The organism is Spirosoma panaciterrae DSM 21099 (assembly GCF_000374025.1).
Classification (GTDB): Bacteria; Bacteroidota; Bacteroidia; order Cytophagales; family Spirosomataceae; genus Spirosoma; species Spirosoma panaciterrae.
The window spans coordinates 124,561-140,764 of sequence record NZ_KB893180.1 but is presented as its reverse complement, the minus strand read 5'-3'; the positions used below and the strand labels follow the sequence as shown (position 1 = coordinate 140,764).

Here is a 16,204-nt window from a genome sequence, read left to right as displayed (position 1 = left end):
AGGGGGAAGAAGGGGAAGAGAGAGTTTAAAAAGACCCTTTCCTCCTTATTTTGTTATTCTTCCAGATAGTTCAAATCCTTGCCGTGGGTTTCGGGTATGGTCAGGATGGAGTAAAAGCCAAGCGCAAATGCAATGATCCCCACTACAGCGCCAGCGTTGATAACACCCAGCGAGGGCTTCAGGTCGCCGTACAGACTTGTCATCAGGATAACCATACCCCGCACCATGTTGGGTACCGTTGTGGCGGCCGTAGCCCGAAGGTTCGTCCCGAATTGTTCGGCGCCGATCGTAACAAACATGGCCCAGTAACCGATCCCAAAACCCATCGCCAGACACAATCCATACAGTACTGCGGCACTTTTTATTCCCATGTACAAATAAATTAAGCCGAACAGTAGCGAAACTATCATGAGTAGTGTGACTGCCTTCTTACGTGACGCCAGAGCCTGGCTGATAAAACCACTGGCCAGATCGCCTACCGCCAGGCCAACATAACACCACATGATGGCTAAACCCGGCTGGATTTCTTCGCTGATACCCAGTGCTTTGCCGAACTCGTTGCTGAACGTAGCCAGAATGCCAATGACGAACCAGGTAGGCAAACCGATACCTATGCACTTGAGGTAGCGTTTCAACCGATCCCAATTCGTGAAAAAAGAAAGAAAATCGCCCCGGCTTACATGCTTTTGATCCGATACATCTTTAAACATGCCCGATTCTACTACACCTACCCGCAGGAGTAGCAGCCCAAAACCCAGACCACCGCCAACAAAAAAGGCCATTTGCCAGTCGAAAAGTTTAACCGTGAAATAAGCCACTACAGCACCGAACAATCCGATACCGGCCACCAGCGATGTACCAATGGCCCGTTTTTCTTTTGGCAACACTTCGCTAACCAGGGTAATACCCGCGCCTAGTTCACCCGCCAGCCCGATACCGGCAATGAAGCGCATGAGGGCATAGTAGGTGATGGGGTCCATGAAAGTAATGTTCTTTATAAACCCGCAGGCAATATTGGCAATGGAATAGGTAATAATGGAGCCGAACAGGACTGACAGGCGACCACGCTTATCGCCCAGAACGCCCCATAAAATGCCCCCCAGGAGCAGACCACCCATCTGCCAGTTCAGAATAGTAGCACCAACCGTTGAAATTTGATCGGGTGATAGGCCAAGGTCTTTCAGGCTGGGTACGCGAACGATGCCGAACAACAGGAGGTCATAAATGTCGACAAAGTAACCTAATGCCGCAACAATAACCGGCAGGCTGAATAGCCCAACCGTAGGTGATTGAGATTTGGAGGAAACAGTAGGAACGGCCATGCGGCAGTATCTGAGGTTAAGAGAGCGAAACAATTCTGCAATAATACAAAATGGCCAAAGAAGATTAGGCTTTATTTGACCTTCAATAATTTATTCTGAATGAACGCATCAGCGTAGCGCTGGCCCAGAATACGGGCCGATTCGGTGTCGAAATGAGTAGCATCGCCTTTATCGGTCAGTCCCGCCGAGAGCACATAGTAGGCATTGGGAAGCTGTTTGGTCGCTTCCATAATAGCCCCATTGACCGTTTTGGCGTCCGGGTTACGATTCACCACAAAGTCGCCCAGGGTCCCGGCTACGAAAGGTACATTGGACGCATTAAGGTCTTTGCGTAACCGTTGAACCAACTCTGTAAGTTTTTCCTCGTATTCAAGGGCTTTTTCCGGATCGGAGTCCGATTCACCCTGATGCCAGATAAAACCAGCCAGCTCGCCATTTTCAAGGGCTTTTTTTGCCCGGAGTAGCATGTCATCGTACGGATGCGATTTGGTAGGCTCATAGTAAGCCCCCGGTTTCCAGACATTGATACCAGACCCGCCAACGGCACAGGGAACCAGGCCGATGTTCAGTTCTGGATACGTACTGGCTAGTCGCTTCGCGAAACTCAGGCCAGGGCCTACGCCTACAATGTCTGGTTTGTCGAAATGCATCGGGTCCTGTGCAGGTGCCCAGTTTAGCGCTTTGTCGAGCATCCATATTCGGGGATTGGTTTGCTTCGATTCGGCGTCCAGATCGCCCCGGCCTGCCATGTTCGATTGGCCGATAAGCAGAAAGATCTGGAGCCGGGGAGGTGTGTCCTGTTTGAGGGTGAATAAGGTCATGAGAAGACCGCTCATTAAGAAAATTAGATGAGTTGACATATTTTAAATTGTTTATTAGTCAGAGGTTTGCGAATTTGTTGTTTATTCATTGGTTAAAAGGGTTACTTGTTTTTTTATGAACTGTTGAAAAAGCTTTTAATTTAGTTCCAATTTAATCGGCCAATGTTGTTAAGTAACTTGAGTCCTGCAAACGTCTCTATTCTTGAATCGCGAAAAGCGGAAGCATTCGTTCGGTATGGAATACTGGTTATCACGTTTTTTCTGTTGCTGTATTCGGCCGTTACTCAGCAGGCTAAAGGCGACGAAGGCGGGGCTTACTTACCTGCATTTGATCAGGCTTTTTCGCTCTGGCCTGCTTTGGACTTGTCGCCCTATTGGTCAATTTCATCATTTTATCTATGGGTTGTAGCAGCCTTACAGGCAGTTGCTGAGTCTTGGGCCAGCGGCAAAATTCTGGTGACCGGACGTTTACTGTCGTTAGGTTGCTGGCTTATCCTGGTAGGGGAGCAGGCTCGTTCGGGTCGATATAAATCGCTGGCTGTGCTGTTCAATCCGTATGTACTCATCTATAGTGTTCGGGCTCATCCTTTATTGCCTGGCCTTGGTCTTTTCTACTTGTTCTGGATACTGGTGCGTCGACAGAAGAGAGTGGGATTGCTGATTCTACCGTTTGCGGTAAGTTTTCAGGTTTTTATTGGTGGAACCGTTGGGCTCTTTATGCCTAAATTCCCTCTACAAAAAAATGAGGTCATTCGGGCACTGGTTATTGGTGTACTGGCCCTTTCAGGGGTCTTGATAACCTGGTTGACCTGGGGGGGAATGTACCCGCCAAAATTTGCCAGTCATGTTTTTTTTCAGGAATACCACGTTCATGGCAAGCCTTCATTTGGGTATTTGGGTACCGTTTTTATGGTAGCCGGAGGCCTGTTCTGGGTCATTGGCAACCGGACAGTTGAGGATATAAAACAACATCGGACCTATTCGCTGATCGTTGTCGGTTTGCTGATACTGGCTGCTGTGCTTCTTTACAAAACTGCCACTATTGTTGGTATTGCCCGCCAACTTAGTCAGGCAGCATTGGCTAATGGCCAATTAGGTTGGGTAATAAGCTACCTACTACTTGGCTTAGGCTGGCTACGACTTCACCGCGACCACTACCCACTCTTTTTTGGTTTGTTGGGCGCAGCGGTCTTATTAGTTACGCTCCCTTACCTCTACGAGCGAATTTCGGTTTTTGCGACTATTGCCCCCTGTTTGGCCTGGTGTAGCCTTCAACAGTCAGAAAAGCAGCAGAAAGGGCTGGTTTTAACGATATGCTGCGTCTTTGTTCTTTTGTTTATTATGTATCAGCGTTACGGTTCCCTTTGATCTACAGTGGATTAGACTATGAAATTGTCAATAATTATACCTGCTTATAACGAAGAAAATACAATTAGAAAAATTTTAGCCAGGTTATTGGAAATTCAGTTGCCTGAGTCAGTCAGTAAAGAAATTATCATAGTGAATGATGCATCCAGAGACAATACGGAGGGTGCCGTCTTACAGTTTATTCAGTCTCATTCTGACGCCAACATCCACTATGTCGCCCATGCGGTCAACCAGGGAAAAGGGGCGGCTTTGCATACAGGCATTCAGAAAGCGTCGGGCGATTACCTGATTGTACAGGATGCTGACCTGGAATATGATCCAGCCGAATTTAATGTCCTGTTGAAGCCGGTGCTGGATGGTTTTGCCGATGTAGTGTATGGTTCGCGCTTTATGGGTGGTAATGCCCATCGAATTCTATTCTTCTGGCATACTATTGGCAACAAATTTCTGACTTTTCTAAGCAATATGTGTACGAATCTGAATCTGACCGATATGGAAACGTGTTATAAACTCTTCCGAACAGATATTATCAAGCAGATTCCCTTGCACGAAAGACGGTTCGGATTTGAACCCGAAGTGACCGCTAAACTGTCGAAAGTACCTGGTATTCGTATTTACGAAGTCGGTATCTCCTATTATGGGCGAACGTATGAAGAGGGAAAAAAGATAAACTGGAAAGATGGCTTTAGGGCCATCTACTGTATTGTTCGCTATGGCCTGTTTACTTAACTGAGCCGATGTTTGTGAACGTGCCTACATTGATAACTCCTTTCTTTTTCTAAGCTCCTGTTAATCAGGGTAATGTTGTGCATTCGGGCTTTGCCTGATTCTGGTATGCTCAGCATTTGAACTGCCATATAGTTTTTTTCTGCTTTCTGATCTATCTAAATTTCACGCTGTTTGGCGAAAGGGGCATATTTTTGCCCCTCAGTTTTATCTTTTGAGAAGAAACTGGTTTCGTTGGAGAGGGTACTTAATACGTTTCCTGGGGTGGTTACCTTTCGGCCTTTCCTGAATGCTGGCCGGTTGATAAACAGGTTTAGGTAGTTGATTTAGCGCCTACGCAGCTTCCGGTTAACCGTATTGGCAAACTTGCCTGATAAGCAGTGAGCTAACAATCCCCGAATGTAGTTGGGCTGTCTCGGGAAAATGGTTATGTAGTTGTACATAGCTGGCCGGGTGTTGGCTGGAGCTTCTAAAATAGGCTATTGAATGAAATTTTTTGTGACTACTGACCGTCTGTCTGCCTTTTCGGCCCCTGTAGAACAAACTAAACTGTATCGACAATACTTTATTGCGATCTGTGCGTTGTATCTGCTCATTGCTGCCTGGCTGGCTGTTCGAATTAAGTTTGGCGTAATGGATGAGTCATTCCATCTGGAATACAGCCTTCCTTTTGCCAAATTTGGCCTCAATAAAACGACTTTATATCGGCATGTACCACCAACGGGGGTGGCCAGTCATCTCTGGTTTGCCTTGTGGATCTGGTTGTTTCCAACAATCGACTACGTCGGCTTAAGGCTTATCACCTGCGTTGCACTGGCAGGGCTGGCTATAGCTACTTATTTTCATCTCAGGTCTTTATCGGGAGTATGGCAGAAGCGAATTGTAGCAGCCAGTGTATTTATGCTGGTCTGTCCTTATTTTTTTCTGAGTGTTTCAACCGTCATGACCGAGGGACCATCGCTGGTTTTTCTGTTTGCAGGTTTGTTGCTGCTGTCAGTTTCAAAGCTTGAGCGTCTCTATCCTTTTTTTCTGGCCTGTCTTTTCCTGGGCCTTACCACCATTGCCCGATTTTATTATATCCCTCTTTTGCCAGCGCTGTTTATTGTTCTGGCGGTAGAAGACTGGGAAAAATATCGCCAGATGGGAGCCAACGTATTGACAACCCGCCGGATACTGCTCTATGCATCGATTGCTGTCAGTTTACTTCCTTTAGCTGGTTTGGTCAGTTTATGGGGTGGATTTACGCCCCCGTTGTTTCATCAGTGGTCTAAACTACGGTCTGGGATCAGTTTCAATGCTCTACGGCCTGTCTCTGCCTTCGTGCTTACCGGGATATATATTGCCCCATTCGTATGGCTCGCTGGTTTTCGGTATATAAAGTCCACGCGGCCACTGCTGATTGGCTCCTTCGTGATCGCACTGATACTCGCTTTATTTCAGGTCAACCTGCTGCGTGACCCCGAATCGGTCAACGACGTATTCAGCGGGCCTATCGAGCATACATTAAACTGGCTATTAGCTAAAAGCCAACTCGCTCTCAAACTAGGTTTTCTGGCTGTTTACACTCTGAGCTTTGTGAGTCTGTCCATTGTGATTCGGCAACTTGTTGAGCTACTACGGGTAGAGGGTTTTGCCGACAAGGGGTTACTGTTTTCAATAGCCTTTATAGCCTTTTTTATAGCGTCTCAGGCATTTATAGGTGGAAATCACCCGTTTTTCGAACGTTATCTCATTCATCCCTGGCCTTTTATTGGCTACGGATTGGTAAGGATTTTCCCGGAATCGGCCAATATCAAAACATATATCCTGCTGGTAGCCTATACGGTGGCCTCGGTACTGCTTTTAACAAAATGGGGGTTTTCTTAACTGGTTTTTAGACAGTAATTCCTCCCTGGCTATTCAGGCGATAGGGGTGTCGCCGTTTCAGCGGTCGGTGGCGACGTGTAGGCCGGTATGGAGGTTTGGCTTAGGGGGAATGTCGGTTTGGGCAAGATCGTATACGTGACATACGCAGCTCCCAAGGCCCAGAATTTCAGGCCGATTCGCCCAAGAATTAAAAGTTGCTGGATGACAAACAGAAGCAGGATCGTCGACCAGTTGCTCATTAAAACAGCCTCGTCGATCAGGAAATAAATGCCGAATAAGCCGGAGCCGATCAGAATAAATAACCAGTAAAGCCCGTACGTACGAAGCAGATTCCTAAATACCAGTCGACCGGCCTGTCCAAACGCTTTGAAAGCCTGATGGCTATCTTCCCGAAACATCAGCACCTTGGCGTAATCGCCTATGCATAAAATGAGCGTGCCGGTGAGAGCGGCAAACGAAAAGAAAACAGCCCCAATCCAGAATTGCCCACGTTCGGTTACAGCGTCGTTGGCCAGAATCGCTACCAACGAGCCTGCCACCAGCCAACTACCGGCGCCGACTAACAAAAACAGGAAGGTAACCCCAAACAACCGTAGAAAACGCCCAAAATAATGGGTACAAGCCTGCCAGAACAGACCCGTATCGAACCGGGCCGATGGTTGCGAAAATCGGAGCAGAATACCGCCTGCAAAGAAAACACTCAGGAATAGATACAACGCTCCAATCCATCGACCTACGCTGATAAGGGGCAAAATGGCCTTCCGACTGCGGTGCATGAAATCGGAGTAAATGGTATAGTCAAATCCGTTCAGTAGGTTCAGAAAAGCCAGTGAATCCTGATCTTCAGCCAGCAAGGTACTATAAAATGGTAAGGCAACGACTAAGCCGAGAATCAGCGTGATGCTGTAAATCAACCCTACTGGGCGAATTGATCCAAGCGTTTGCCGGAACGATAAATTGATGGGAGTCACGGGTGTAGTGTTTCAGATGCCAAGTTTAACGTTTCCTGTTGGCTAACGCAAACAAAGCCGTAAACGGATCCAGTGGTCTGCCCGATACGTTAAGCGTTTCGTAGCGGATGCTCGGTTCGTATTTTTTCCTGTAACTTCAAAAAACCGTCGATAAGGGCTTCCGGGCGTGGCGGGCATCCCGGCACATACACATCGACCGGGATAATGCGGTCGACGCCTTTTACCACATGGTAGCCGTGTTGCCAGTAGGGCCCTCCACAGTTGGAGCAGGAGCCCATTGAAATCACATACCGTGGTTCGGCCATTTGCTCATACAGTCGACGGATTCGGTCGGCCATTTTATAGGTAACTGTTCCCGACACAATCATAATATCGGACTGACGCGGGGAAGGGCGCGGAAAAATACCAAACCGTTCGAGGTCGTAGTTGGAGGCCATGGCGCCCATCATTTCAATCGCGCAGCAAGCCAGCCCGAACGTCAGTGGCCAAAGCGATTTTTCCCGCGACCAGTTTAGCAAATCTTCAGAACGCATCAGAATCACACTGGCTTCACCTGATTTATCATGTAGCGGCTGAGGTGTCATAGTTATTGCTGAGGAGTTTTAGGCAAACGGTTAATTATATCTTGATGATAACGCCAGGTAAACGGTTCTAGTTGCCGAAACAGGCTCAGTTCCGGGTTTGCAAACATGGCGGGACGAACAACGATCTTTTTTAGATTCCCAATCCCGGAGCCAACCAACAAACCGGCGGCAGCACCACCGGTCGCAGCAAAGGTTAAGGTAATGCCGTAGTTGACGGCACTGCTGGGCTGGTTACGCTGAAGGGAATTATAGGAAGCAAATCCGGCTGCTAATCCACCAATAATAGCTCCCGTAATCATGGCATTCTTCTTACTATTCCGGCGTAGAACAATCTTACGAATATCGGTTAAGGCCACACGCCCACTAACTAATCGTTTTTCATACGCAACGTAGACGTTTGCATCGGTAACGTCGGATAGGATACCCTTATAATGCTCTCCGCTTTTTGTAACAACTTTGATATGATAAACAGTTTCGGCAGGTTGCTGAGCCAGAGCCGGGTAGGATAGCAGCACAAGCATCATGTCAATGGCGCAACAAGCCAGGCCAAACGTCAGTGACCGACTCTCTTTTTTTTGCGACCGATTTAATGATTCTTTAGAACACATCAGAATTATACCAATATCGCCTGATTTATTAGGTATGGAAAGAAAACCCATTGAATTAGCGATTTGGTGGAATTCGGTTAATTATATCCTGCTGATGACGAAAAGAAAACGGTTCTAACTGCCGGTACAGGGTTTGCTCAGGGTTAGCAGACGTTGAAGGACGGATAACAATCTTTTTTAGATTGCCAATCTCGTAACCTGCCAGCAAACCGAGTGCTGCGCCACCAGCCGTTGCAAAGGTAAGCGTAAGACCATAGGCCACGGGTGAACTGGTCGGGTTCTTTTGTAAAGACTGGTTTGTGACAAAACCCAATGCCAAACCACCTAGAATAGCCCCGGTTATCATTGCATTTTTCTTGCTTTTCCGGCGTAGCACAATCTTATGAATATTGGCAAACGGGATTCTTCCACTCAGCGACCGTTTCTCATGCTCTACATAAAGGGTAGAGGCTGTCACGTCCCAAAGTACACCCCGAAAGTGATTCCCTTTTTTGGTTACAACCTTGATATGGTAGACATTTTCAACAGGTTGCTGCGCTCTAACCGGGTGGGTTAGTAACACAAGCATCATGTCAATGGTGCAAAAAGCCAGGCCAAGCATCAGTGACCAAAGTGATTTCTTTCGCGACCAGCTTAATAAAGCTTTAGAACACATCAGAATTATACCAATTTAGACGGATTATCACTTATTGACCGGATCATGGTGGTTACTGAGGAATGTTAGGCAGACGCTTAATTAGATTCTGTTGGTGACGATAGGTAAATGGCTCTAGTTGCCGGTACAAACTAAGCTCAGGGTTAGTTATATCCAGTGGACGAATGACCCGACCAGTCACATTATTGATGAAAGAACCTACTACTAGCCCAGCGGCTGCACCACCAGCCGCAGCAAACGTTAGTGTAATACCGTAGTTAATGTCATTGCTGGTCTGGTTGCGCTGAAGGGACTTGTAAGAGGCAAATCCTGCGGCCAACCCCCCAATGATGGACCCCGTGATGATTGCACGCTTTTTACTGATCCGCCGAATCACCACTTTTCGGATCTGGCGTAGGGGAATCTCTTCGTCAATCCAATTGCCATGATAGCTAGTTAGGCGCAAATCGGTATCGCTCACCTCTTCCAATACCCCACGGTATCGTTCACCTGTCATAGTGATCACCCGTGCGCGGTATACATCAAACGTAAGCTTCTGCGCCTGTAACGTGGCTGATAATGAAGAGACAATAAAAATGGCCAGACAAAGGTAGGGTAAGGTTAAAGGTTTCAACGTTTATGATACTCGTTTACCTGTTCAACTAGATACGCAGAGAGTTTAGGGTGAGGTTATCGATTCCAGTCAAAAAATGTACTCTAGTTGGGACCATTGTTAAGTACATCTTTTTGAAATGTCTCACTGTAAGGCTCCAATAGATGGTAAAGCTGTGCTACTGATTTTGGATCACCGTTGGCACGAAAGACGAAGTGAGCGCGGCCTATACCCGCTGTAAATTTGCCCAGGAGCGCACCAAACCCAGCTCCTGCGCCTGCACCTAGTGCTATGCTAATACCGCCTAATACAGGACTTCTACTACCGCCGGGACTTCTGCTATTTCCCAAATAGGCAACATAGCCAATCACCAGACCACCTAAAATGGCCCCGATAATCATTCTGGAGGGTACATTGTTGACATCAATAAGCTTGGCTTTTCGAATAGCGGCTAGTGGTATTCTGATAATGTCTCGTCGTTTGTCTTCAACATACAGAGTCGATTCGCTGACGCCCGATAACATTCCTTTTAGTTTTTCACCCGAGTCCATAAGAACCTGGATTTTGTAGGCTCTTATTTCGTAGTGCTGGGCAAATCCTTCGCTGGTAGAAAGTAGTAAGTTCAGGTAAAGAATCAGCGTAAATAAAACTCTGTCAACGGTGGTATTTCTCATTTACTCTCCTGTATAACTCAGTAGGAACCTTTGTTTTCAGGATTGGTAGTTTTGGTTGAGGTTTTACCCAGTCAAGGTAGCCTTTTGCCCACACATAGGCAAGGCCTAAGGCCAGAATAACGACGAAGAGGAAAGCTTCGGCCAGGGCAAACCAGCCCCAAAGACCACCTGTTTCGCGAATGAGCCGCTCCTGACCAAATACGGTTGCCCACGGAAACAAAAAGACCAGTTCAACGTCGAACAGGACAAATACCAGAGCTACTACGTAGAAACGAATATTGAACTGCACATTCGCATTGCCAACGGGCTCTTCTCCAGACTCGTACGTACTGTTTTTTTCGATGTTCGGTCGGTTGGGCCGTAACAAACGTGCCACAAAAAGCACGGTGGCAATGAACGCAAACGCCCCCACAATAAACAACAGAATAACGCCGAAGTCGGAAAGCATAGTAGTTTCAGTATTGGGAGTGAGGAGCGAGTAGTAGGAGAGAAAGATGTGTCAACAACTCCTACTACTCACTCCCAATACTCTGTTTATTTCTTCTTCTTTTTCGGAAACAGATTGTACACCATCGAAATCTGGAGGTTCCGGTTGTAATAGGAAGCCGTAGCTTCGGGCGATACGTTGGTAAGGCCGTAAATAAACCGGGCGTGCAGACTGAAATTGTGCAGCATATCCAGAAAATCGTAATGAACACCAGCTGCTATTCCCAGGTCATTATTTACACCAGGACCACCCGTTTGTCCCGCATTTAACGCGTAACTGAACTCTGGCCCGGCTTGTATCGTAAGTCCTTCAGTAGGAATGTAGCCTAGCATGAGCGGAAGGCTGGCGTAGTAATACGAGATAGCCGTTGTGGTCCGGGTACCGTTGTTTTGCTCCTGCTGAAAATTGCCACCACGAATAGACAATAGCGCTTCGGGCTGAACGACCCAACGGTTGTACCGATACCGATACATAACTCCCAGGTGTGGTTGTAAGGTACGGTGAGGGATGTTGGCAGTTGCGCCTGAAATAGCGATCTGCGTAAACGAGGCTCCCAGTTTCAGGCCGAAATGACCACCTATGGGCTTATTGCTTTGGGCCTGGGTTAGGGCCGACGAGGTTACTAAAAAAATAAAAAGGAGTAATCGATAACTATGCATACAGGGCGATGGAAAGGAAGTGACCCTTTCGATAATGTTTTTTTGTCCGAAACGTCGGATCGGTACAAAATTGGTGAAAAAAAGTTAAGATGCCCCTGTTTGCGTGGTCGGTAGACTGTCAAAAAATGTTAATTAAGTCGAGGGTCGACTGGGTAGTGGGCAATGGATTTGTATTCGCCCCCCATACGCTTGAGTACGCCCCGCCAAAATTCTTTCGTTGGGGTATCGAACAGGAAGCTGGCATTTGTGCGGCTGACGATCCAGGCTTTCTGCGCTAATTCTGCATCCAATTGGCCTTCGCTCCAGCCCGAATAGCCAATAAAAAAGCGGGCATCGCGTTCGGTAAGGGTGCCTATATTGACAGCTTGCTTAATCTGTTCGAAGTCGCCACTCCAGTAAAGTCCGTCCAGAACCCGGATCGAACCGTCGATCAGGTCGGGTCGGCGGTGGATGAAATGTAGGGTATTCTGCTGTACAGGCCCGCCAACAAATAAGGGTAAATCGACGTGTATATCGTCAATCACATCGCTCAGGTGGATGTCGGTTTGCTGGTTTAGTACAAGTCCAAATGTACCGGCCTGATTATGCTCACAAACCAGGACAACACTGCGTTCAAAGTTGGTATCACCCATGAATGGCTCAGCAATCAGCAGATCGCCGTTCTTAACGGAGGTAGGAATCGTATTCATAGCCCATTGAGCAATTATAGATTTATGGCAAAACGCTTTTTTCAGATACTATATTCTTTAAAAACTGTTAAATACGCTACTGACTTCCTCAATACTTTGTATACGGCCAGACCCATAGAGCTATCAGAAGTATAACCTCGCCTTGGTTACCTACCCGGTCTTGCCGTAAAAAATTGTATGGGGGTATGTAGTAGGGTATAGCCCACCGGAGCGTTACTTTTACAGGAACAAAAATGACGCCATGAAAAAGCAGATTCATGATCGACGGGGATTTCTTCAGAAAAGTGCGCTGGCAACCCTGACCGCACTGGTTGGTACGGATGTCGTTTTCGCTGATCAGATTCCCCAATATCATACCCCACTGGCATTTGATAATGACCCACTTAAAGGGAAAATCCCGGATATGAAAGTGCTGGGTGATAAGCCCTGGAATGTCGAAGCGCCTATCCATCAGCTTGACGACGCTGTTACGCCCGTCGAAAAGATGTTTGTGCGGAACAATGGGTTGATTCCGTCAGAGCCTATCAACCCCGATACCTGGACACTGACCATTAAGGGTGAATCGGTAAAAGCCACGAAAACCTATACCCTAAACGATCTTAAAAAACGTTTTCAGCCCCATACCTATCAGCTTGTGCTCGAATGCGGAGGAAACGGCCGCTCGGGCTTTGAGCCGCAAACAACGGGTAACCCCTGGGATCAGGGCGCTGTTAGCTGTGCCGAGTGGACGGGGGTTCGGCTGAAGGATATTCTGGCCGACGTAGGTTTGAAAGAGGATGCTGTTTACATCGGTTATTATGGTAAAGACCCGCATTTGAGTCAGGACCCAACCAAAGTTTCTATTTCGCGGGGAGTACCCATAAAAAAAGCACTTGAAGCCGAAACGCTCATTGCCTGGGCCGTGAACGGGAAAGATATTCCGCTGGTACACGGGTATCCGCTTCGGCTGGTGATAGGAGGCTGGCCTGCGTCGGTATCGGGTAAGTGGTTGCACACGATTGCGGTACGTAATAAAGTGCACGATGGAGCCAAAATGGAAGGGCATAGCTATCGGATGCCTATTCGGCCCGTACAGCCAGGGGAGAAGATAGCCGAAACACCCGAAAACTTCCGCATCATTGAATCGATGCCGGTGAAATCGCTCATTACCTACCCCAAAACCGGGGCTATGTTCGAGCTGAAAAAGCCGCTGGCCTTGCGTGGGCATGCCTGGGCTGGCGACCGAATGGTGGCGGATGTACATACCTCGATCGACTACGGGGCAACCTGGCAGAAAGCAAAACTGCAGCCACCCAAAAACCGACTGGCCTGGCAGCAATGGTCAACCGAGATCACGTTTCCGCAGGCAGGTTACTATGAAGTGTGGGTACGGGCCACAGATAGTAGTGGAGCGACACAGCCAATGGTTATTCCGCAATGGAATCCGGGTGGTTATCTGAATAATGCCTGTCACCGTATTGCGGTTAAAGCCCTTGTCTAGATGATGAAAGCAGTAAAACTAATGGTCTTTATTGGCGCTGTTCTGATCGGTGCGTCGAGTTTTCGAGTCCAGAATTCGGAAGCTAATGTATATACCGTTGGCAACCAGATGATCGACACGTTGAAAATTGACACCGAAAGTGGTCTGGTGGCCGATGCCAATCTGATGATGGTGAAATCGCAGTGTACAGCCTGCCATTCATCGAAGCTTATTTTACAGCATCGGTTTACGCGGGCGGGTTGGCTTGACCGCATTCGCTGGATGCAGAAGTACCACAAACTATGGGATTTGGGCGAGTCGGAGAAAGTGGTTCTTGACTACCTCGAAAAATACTACGGCCCGTCGGCGATCGATTCCAAAGCAACTTTCCGAAGAGCTTCGTTGAACGATATTCAGTGGTATAAGCTGAATCAATAAAGTTTGGGTTAACTGGTTGCGATGCGGATGGAACCCCGTGATCTTAAACGGAATGGACCGGGTTTCTATCCGCATCACAACTGTATTGGGTCTGAAAACCTATTTTCGAACGATCAGACCTACTTTCTTTCCTGAAATACGCTCTAGGGTAGGTCGTAGAAGCTGATTGGCATTCTGGCGAGTTTGTTCGAGAATACCGCTGTTGAGTGCCGATGTTTTGATCTGTTGCTCTGCTTTTCGGTACGCATCGCTCACTAGCTGAGACTGATCCAGAAACGAAAAGTGCGTATCGTACACCCGCGATCGGTCGTGGTTGATTTTCCAGGTGCACAATTCCGGTTCAGGGAGTCGGACGGTTATTGAATCGCCATCGGCAGTTACGTCAGCAGCCGTGATTTTTGTTAAGTCAATACACCCCGTTGCTTCACCTTCCACAATCAGAATGGCATTGGCATTCGGCAGAAAGGTATTGACCTGTTCATGCTCTACGATGTCTTTAAAGGTATATTTCACCAGCTCCAGCTTGCCCAGCGAGGTTACTTCCTTCAGTACAATGCTCTGGGTCGTGTTGTCGCCTTTGCGAAATCGGCTCAGCAGGCTGTTGCCCCGAATTTGCTCCCAGATTGCAATCAGCCCCGCTACCAATATGGCAATCAGCAATAGGCGAAAAAGGGCATTGAGGAGTCGAGTCATAAGGCCGGGATTATAAAATAAAACTTCCCGAAAGTTTTAGCCCTTCGGGAAGCAGAGAAACATATAGCCAGATCGTAAATGTGTTGGTCAGTACGTGTGTTTTTCGTCAATAGCCGGCTGCTTTTCCAGGTCGAACAGATCGTTCAGCACGTCGATCAGCGTTTCGGCTTCGCCCCGTTTGCAGGCGGCTTTCAGTTGAAGAACGGGTAGCTTGATGATTTTCTGCATGATCCCCTTCGTAATCTTGTCTACTTTCTCCGACTCGTTGGGGGTAAGGTGCTTCATGTACCGGGCAATTTCGTCGCGACGAATTTGCTCCAGTGCATTTTTCAGTTTGTTGATAGTGGGAGATACCACCATTTCTTTCGACCAGTCACCAAATTCAGCGACAGCCTGGGCCACAATGGCTTCTACCTGTGGAATGGCAGCCAGACGCTGTTGCAGCGCTTCATCGGCCCGGTTGCGAATATGATCGATGTTGTAGACCAGTACACCCGGAATTTGCTCAACGGTTGCGTCAACACTACGGGGAACCGATAAATCGATGAAGTATTTGAAAGTTAATACCTCAACATGTTTCAGCAATTCGGGAGTGATCAGTGGTTCATCGCGCATGACGGATGAGATGATCACATCGGCCTTACGAATTTCATCGGTCAGGTTCTCGAAGTCAGCTACGCGGAAACCGCATTGTTCGGCCAGGGCTTCGGCTTTGGCTTTTGTACGGTTGCAGAGCGTGATGTTAGAGTTGCCTCCGCGAGCTTCAAGGTTTTTACAGACATCCGTACCAATTTCACCCAGACCAATCACCAGAATATTGGGTTGGCTGTGTTCACCCACCAACTCATCGATCAGCTCGACAGCGGCATAGGAAGAGGAAGCGGCTCCGTCGCGGAAGGGCGTTTCCTGGGCAACCCGCTTGTTGGTAAAGAAAATCGTATGCATCAGCCGGTGCAGGAACGGCCCAGCCATTTCCAGATCGGCCGACCACTGATACGACTGCTTTACCTGATTAGGAATCTGCATGTCGCCCACAACCTGCGAGTGTAGGCCTACGCACACTTCAAACAAGTGCTTAACCGCCTGGTCATTGGCGTCGAAAAACTGAAAATAAGGCAAATAGTTATCCGTATCGGTCAGCCCTTTTTCAATCAGCAACAGGCGGGCAATTTCGGTATTAAGATCTTGCTCAAATGCGTAATAAACTTCGGTTCGATTACAGGTCGAGATAACGAGCAGATCGCTCAGCCCGAAGAAGTCCCGTAACCGAAGCATGAGCCGTTTGGCTTCATCTTCGTTAAGTGCAATTAGTTCACGGACCCGCAGCGGAGCCATTTTGTAGGACAAACTAATTGCTTTGAAGGTATCTAACATGGTAAAAAAGCACCTTTACGGGCATATAGCCTTTACAAAATTACGGCATTATTATGGGATATGAATGCACCCAATTGCGAGTAGGATTCTATTTAGAATTTGTCCAAATAGATTGGTCGTATCTTTGATCAATCCTATTCAGGTTTGTAACATTCGTACCTTGTCAGACGTTCAACCTTTGCACGTTTACTGCATTTTTATCGTTAAAAAATTAAGCT

The 16,204-nt window shown here is 47.7% G+C and carries 18 protein-coding genes; 5 read left to right on the top strand and 13 right to left on the bottom strand.

What is annotated here, in order from left to right:
- Positions 1 to 53: 53 nt before the first annotated feature.
- Together B153_RS0111735 and B153_RS0111730 are read right to left on the bottom strand one after the other, a co-directional pair.
- Positions 54 to 1,322, bottom strand: coding sequence for an MFS transporter (locus tag B153_RS0111735; RefSeq protein ID WP_020596903.1), 1,269 nt, complete (start codon positions 1,320 to 1,322; stop codon positions 54 to 56).
- A gap of 71 nt (positions 1,323 to 1,393) precedes the next feature.
- Positions 1,394 to 2,158: a sialate O-acetylesterase gene (locus B153_RS0111730; protein WP_020596902.1), complete on the bottom strand. Its 765-nt coding sequence runs from the start codon at positions 2,156 to 2,158 to the stop codon at positions 1,394 to 1,396.
- Positions 2,159 to 2,320: 162 nt separating this feature from the next.
- On the opposite strand from B153_RS0111730, the gene B153_RS0111725 reads away from it, so the two are divergent.
- From B153_RS0111725 to B153_RS0111715, 3 genes are all read left to right on the top strand, one after another.
- The gene (locus B153_RS0111725) at positions 2,321 to 3,511 is read left to right on the top strand and encodes a hypothetical protein (RefSeq protein WP_157634651.1); all 1,191 of its coding nucleotides are present in this window, start codon (positions 2,321 to 2,323) and stop codon (positions 3,509 to 3,511) included.
- A gap of 18 nt (positions 3,512 to 3,529) precedes the next feature.
- On the top strand, positions 3,530 to 4,240 hold the full coding sequence (locus B153_RS0111720) for a glycosyltransferase family 2 protein (RefSeq protein WP_026262090.1): 711 nt from the start codon (positions 3,530 to 3,532) through the stop codon (positions 4,238 to 4,240).
- A 483-nt stretch (positions 4,241 to 4,723) separates the two neighbouring features.
- Entirely contained in the window at positions 4,724 to 6,103 is a 1,380-nt protein-coding gene (locus B153_RS0111715) for a hypothetical protein (RefSeq protein WP_020596899.1), read from the top strand.
- Between the two features lie 29 nt (positions 6,104 to 6,132).
- On the opposite strand, the gene B153_RS0111710 is transcribed toward B153_RS0111715, so the two are convergent.
- The 9 genes from B153_RS0111710 to B153_RS0111670 all read right to left on the bottom strand — a co-directional run bounded on the left by B153_RS0111710 (position 6,133) and on the right by B153_RS0111670 (position 12,022).
- Positions 6,133 to 7,074: a hypothetical protein gene (locus B153_RS0111710; protein WP_020596898.1), complete on the bottom strand. Its 942-nt coding sequence runs from the start codon at positions 7,072 to 7,074 to the stop codon at positions 6,133 to 6,135.
- 89 nt (positions 7,075 to 7,163) lie between these two features.
- Positions 7,164 to 7,658, bottom strand: coding sequence for an NADH-quinone oxidoreductase subunit B (locus B153_RS0111705; protein ID WP_020596897.1), 495 nt, complete (start codon positions 7,656 to 7,658; stop codon positions 7,164 to 7,166).
- 2 nt (positions 7,659 to 7,660) lie between these two features.
- Positions 7,661 to 8,266: a hypothetical protein gene (locus B153_RS0111700; protein ID WP_157634650.1), complete on the bottom strand. Its 606-nt coding sequence runs from the start codon at positions 8,264 to 8,266 to the stop codon at positions 7,661 to 7,663.
- A 55-nt stretch (positions 8,267 to 8,321) separates the two neighbouring features.
- Positions 8,322 to 8,837, bottom strand: a complete 516-nt coding sequence (locus tag B153_RS0111695) for a hypothetical protein (protein ID WP_245564872.1) — start codon at positions 8,835 to 8,837, stop codon at positions 8,322 to 8,324.
- A gap of 136 nt (positions 8,838 to 8,973) precedes the next feature.
- Positions 8,974 to 9,534: a hypothetical protein gene (locus B153_RS0111690; protein ID WP_020596894.1), complete on the bottom strand. Its 561-nt coding sequence runs from the start codon at positions 9,532 to 9,534 to the stop codon at positions 8,974 to 8,976.
- 83 nt (positions 9,535 to 9,617) lie between these two features.
- Entirely contained in the window at positions 9,618 to 10,187 is a 570-nt protein-coding gene (locus tag B153_RS0111685; RefSeq protein WP_020596893.1) for an LSm family protein, read from the bottom strand.
- Positions 10,168 to 10,635 (bottom strand): NADH-quinone oxidoreductase subunit A, encoded by a 468-nt coding sequence (locus B153_RS0111680; protein WP_020596892.1) that lies wholly within the window; start codon positions 10,633 to 10,635, stop codon positions 10,168 to 10,170. The genes B153_RS0111685 and B153_RS0111680 overlap by 20 nt, the downstream gene beginning before the upstream one ends.
- Positions 10,636 to 10,721: 86 nt before the next feature.
- A complete protein-coding gene (locus B153_RS0111675) occupies positions 10,722 to 11,333 on the bottom strand; it encodes a porin family protein (protein ID WP_020596891.1) in 612 nt (203 codons plus the stop codon).
- 128 nt (positions 11,334 to 11,461) lie between these two features.
- Positions 11,462 to 12,022 carry a YqgE/AlgH family protein gene (locus B153_RS0111670; RefSeq protein WP_020596890.1) on the bottom strand — a complete coding sequence of 187 codons (561 nt, stop codon included), beginning with the start codon at positions 12,020 to 12,022 and terminating at the stop codon, positions 11,462 to 11,464.
- 241 nt (positions 12,023 to 12,263) lie between these two features.
- On the opposite strand from B153_RS0111670, the gene B153_RS0111665 reads away from it, so the two are divergent.
- On the top strand, positions 12,264 to 13,502 hold the full coding sequence (locus B153_RS0111665; protein ID WP_020596889.1) for a sulfite oxidase: 1,239 nt from the start codon (positions 12,264 to 12,266) through the stop codon (positions 13,500 to 13,502).
- Entirely contained in the window at positions 13,503 to 13,919 is a 417-nt protein-coding gene (locus tag B153_RS0111660) for a hypothetical protein (protein ID WP_020596888.1), read from the top strand. It begins immediately after the preceding gene.
- Positions 13,920 to 14,018: 99 nt separating this feature from the next.
- Here the strand turns inward: B153_RS0111660 and B153_RS0111655 are convergent, their stop codons facing one another.
- The gene (locus B153_RS0111655) at positions 14,019 to 14,612 is read right to left on the bottom strand and encodes a DUF4230 domain-containing protein (RefSeq protein WP_020596887.1); all 594 of its coding nucleotides are present in this window, start codon (positions 14,610 to 14,612) and stop codon (positions 14,019 to 14,021) included.
- An 87-nt stretch (positions 14,613 to 14,699) separates the two neighbouring features.
- Positions 14,700 to 15,986 carry a glutamyl-tRNA reductase gene (hemA, locus tag B153_RS0111650; protein ID WP_020596886.1) on the bottom strand — a complete coding sequence of 429 codons (1,287 nt, stop codon included), beginning with the start codon at positions 15,984 to 15,986 and terminating at the stop codon, positions 14,700 to 14,702.
- Positions 15,987 to 16,204: the final 218 nt, after the last annotated feature.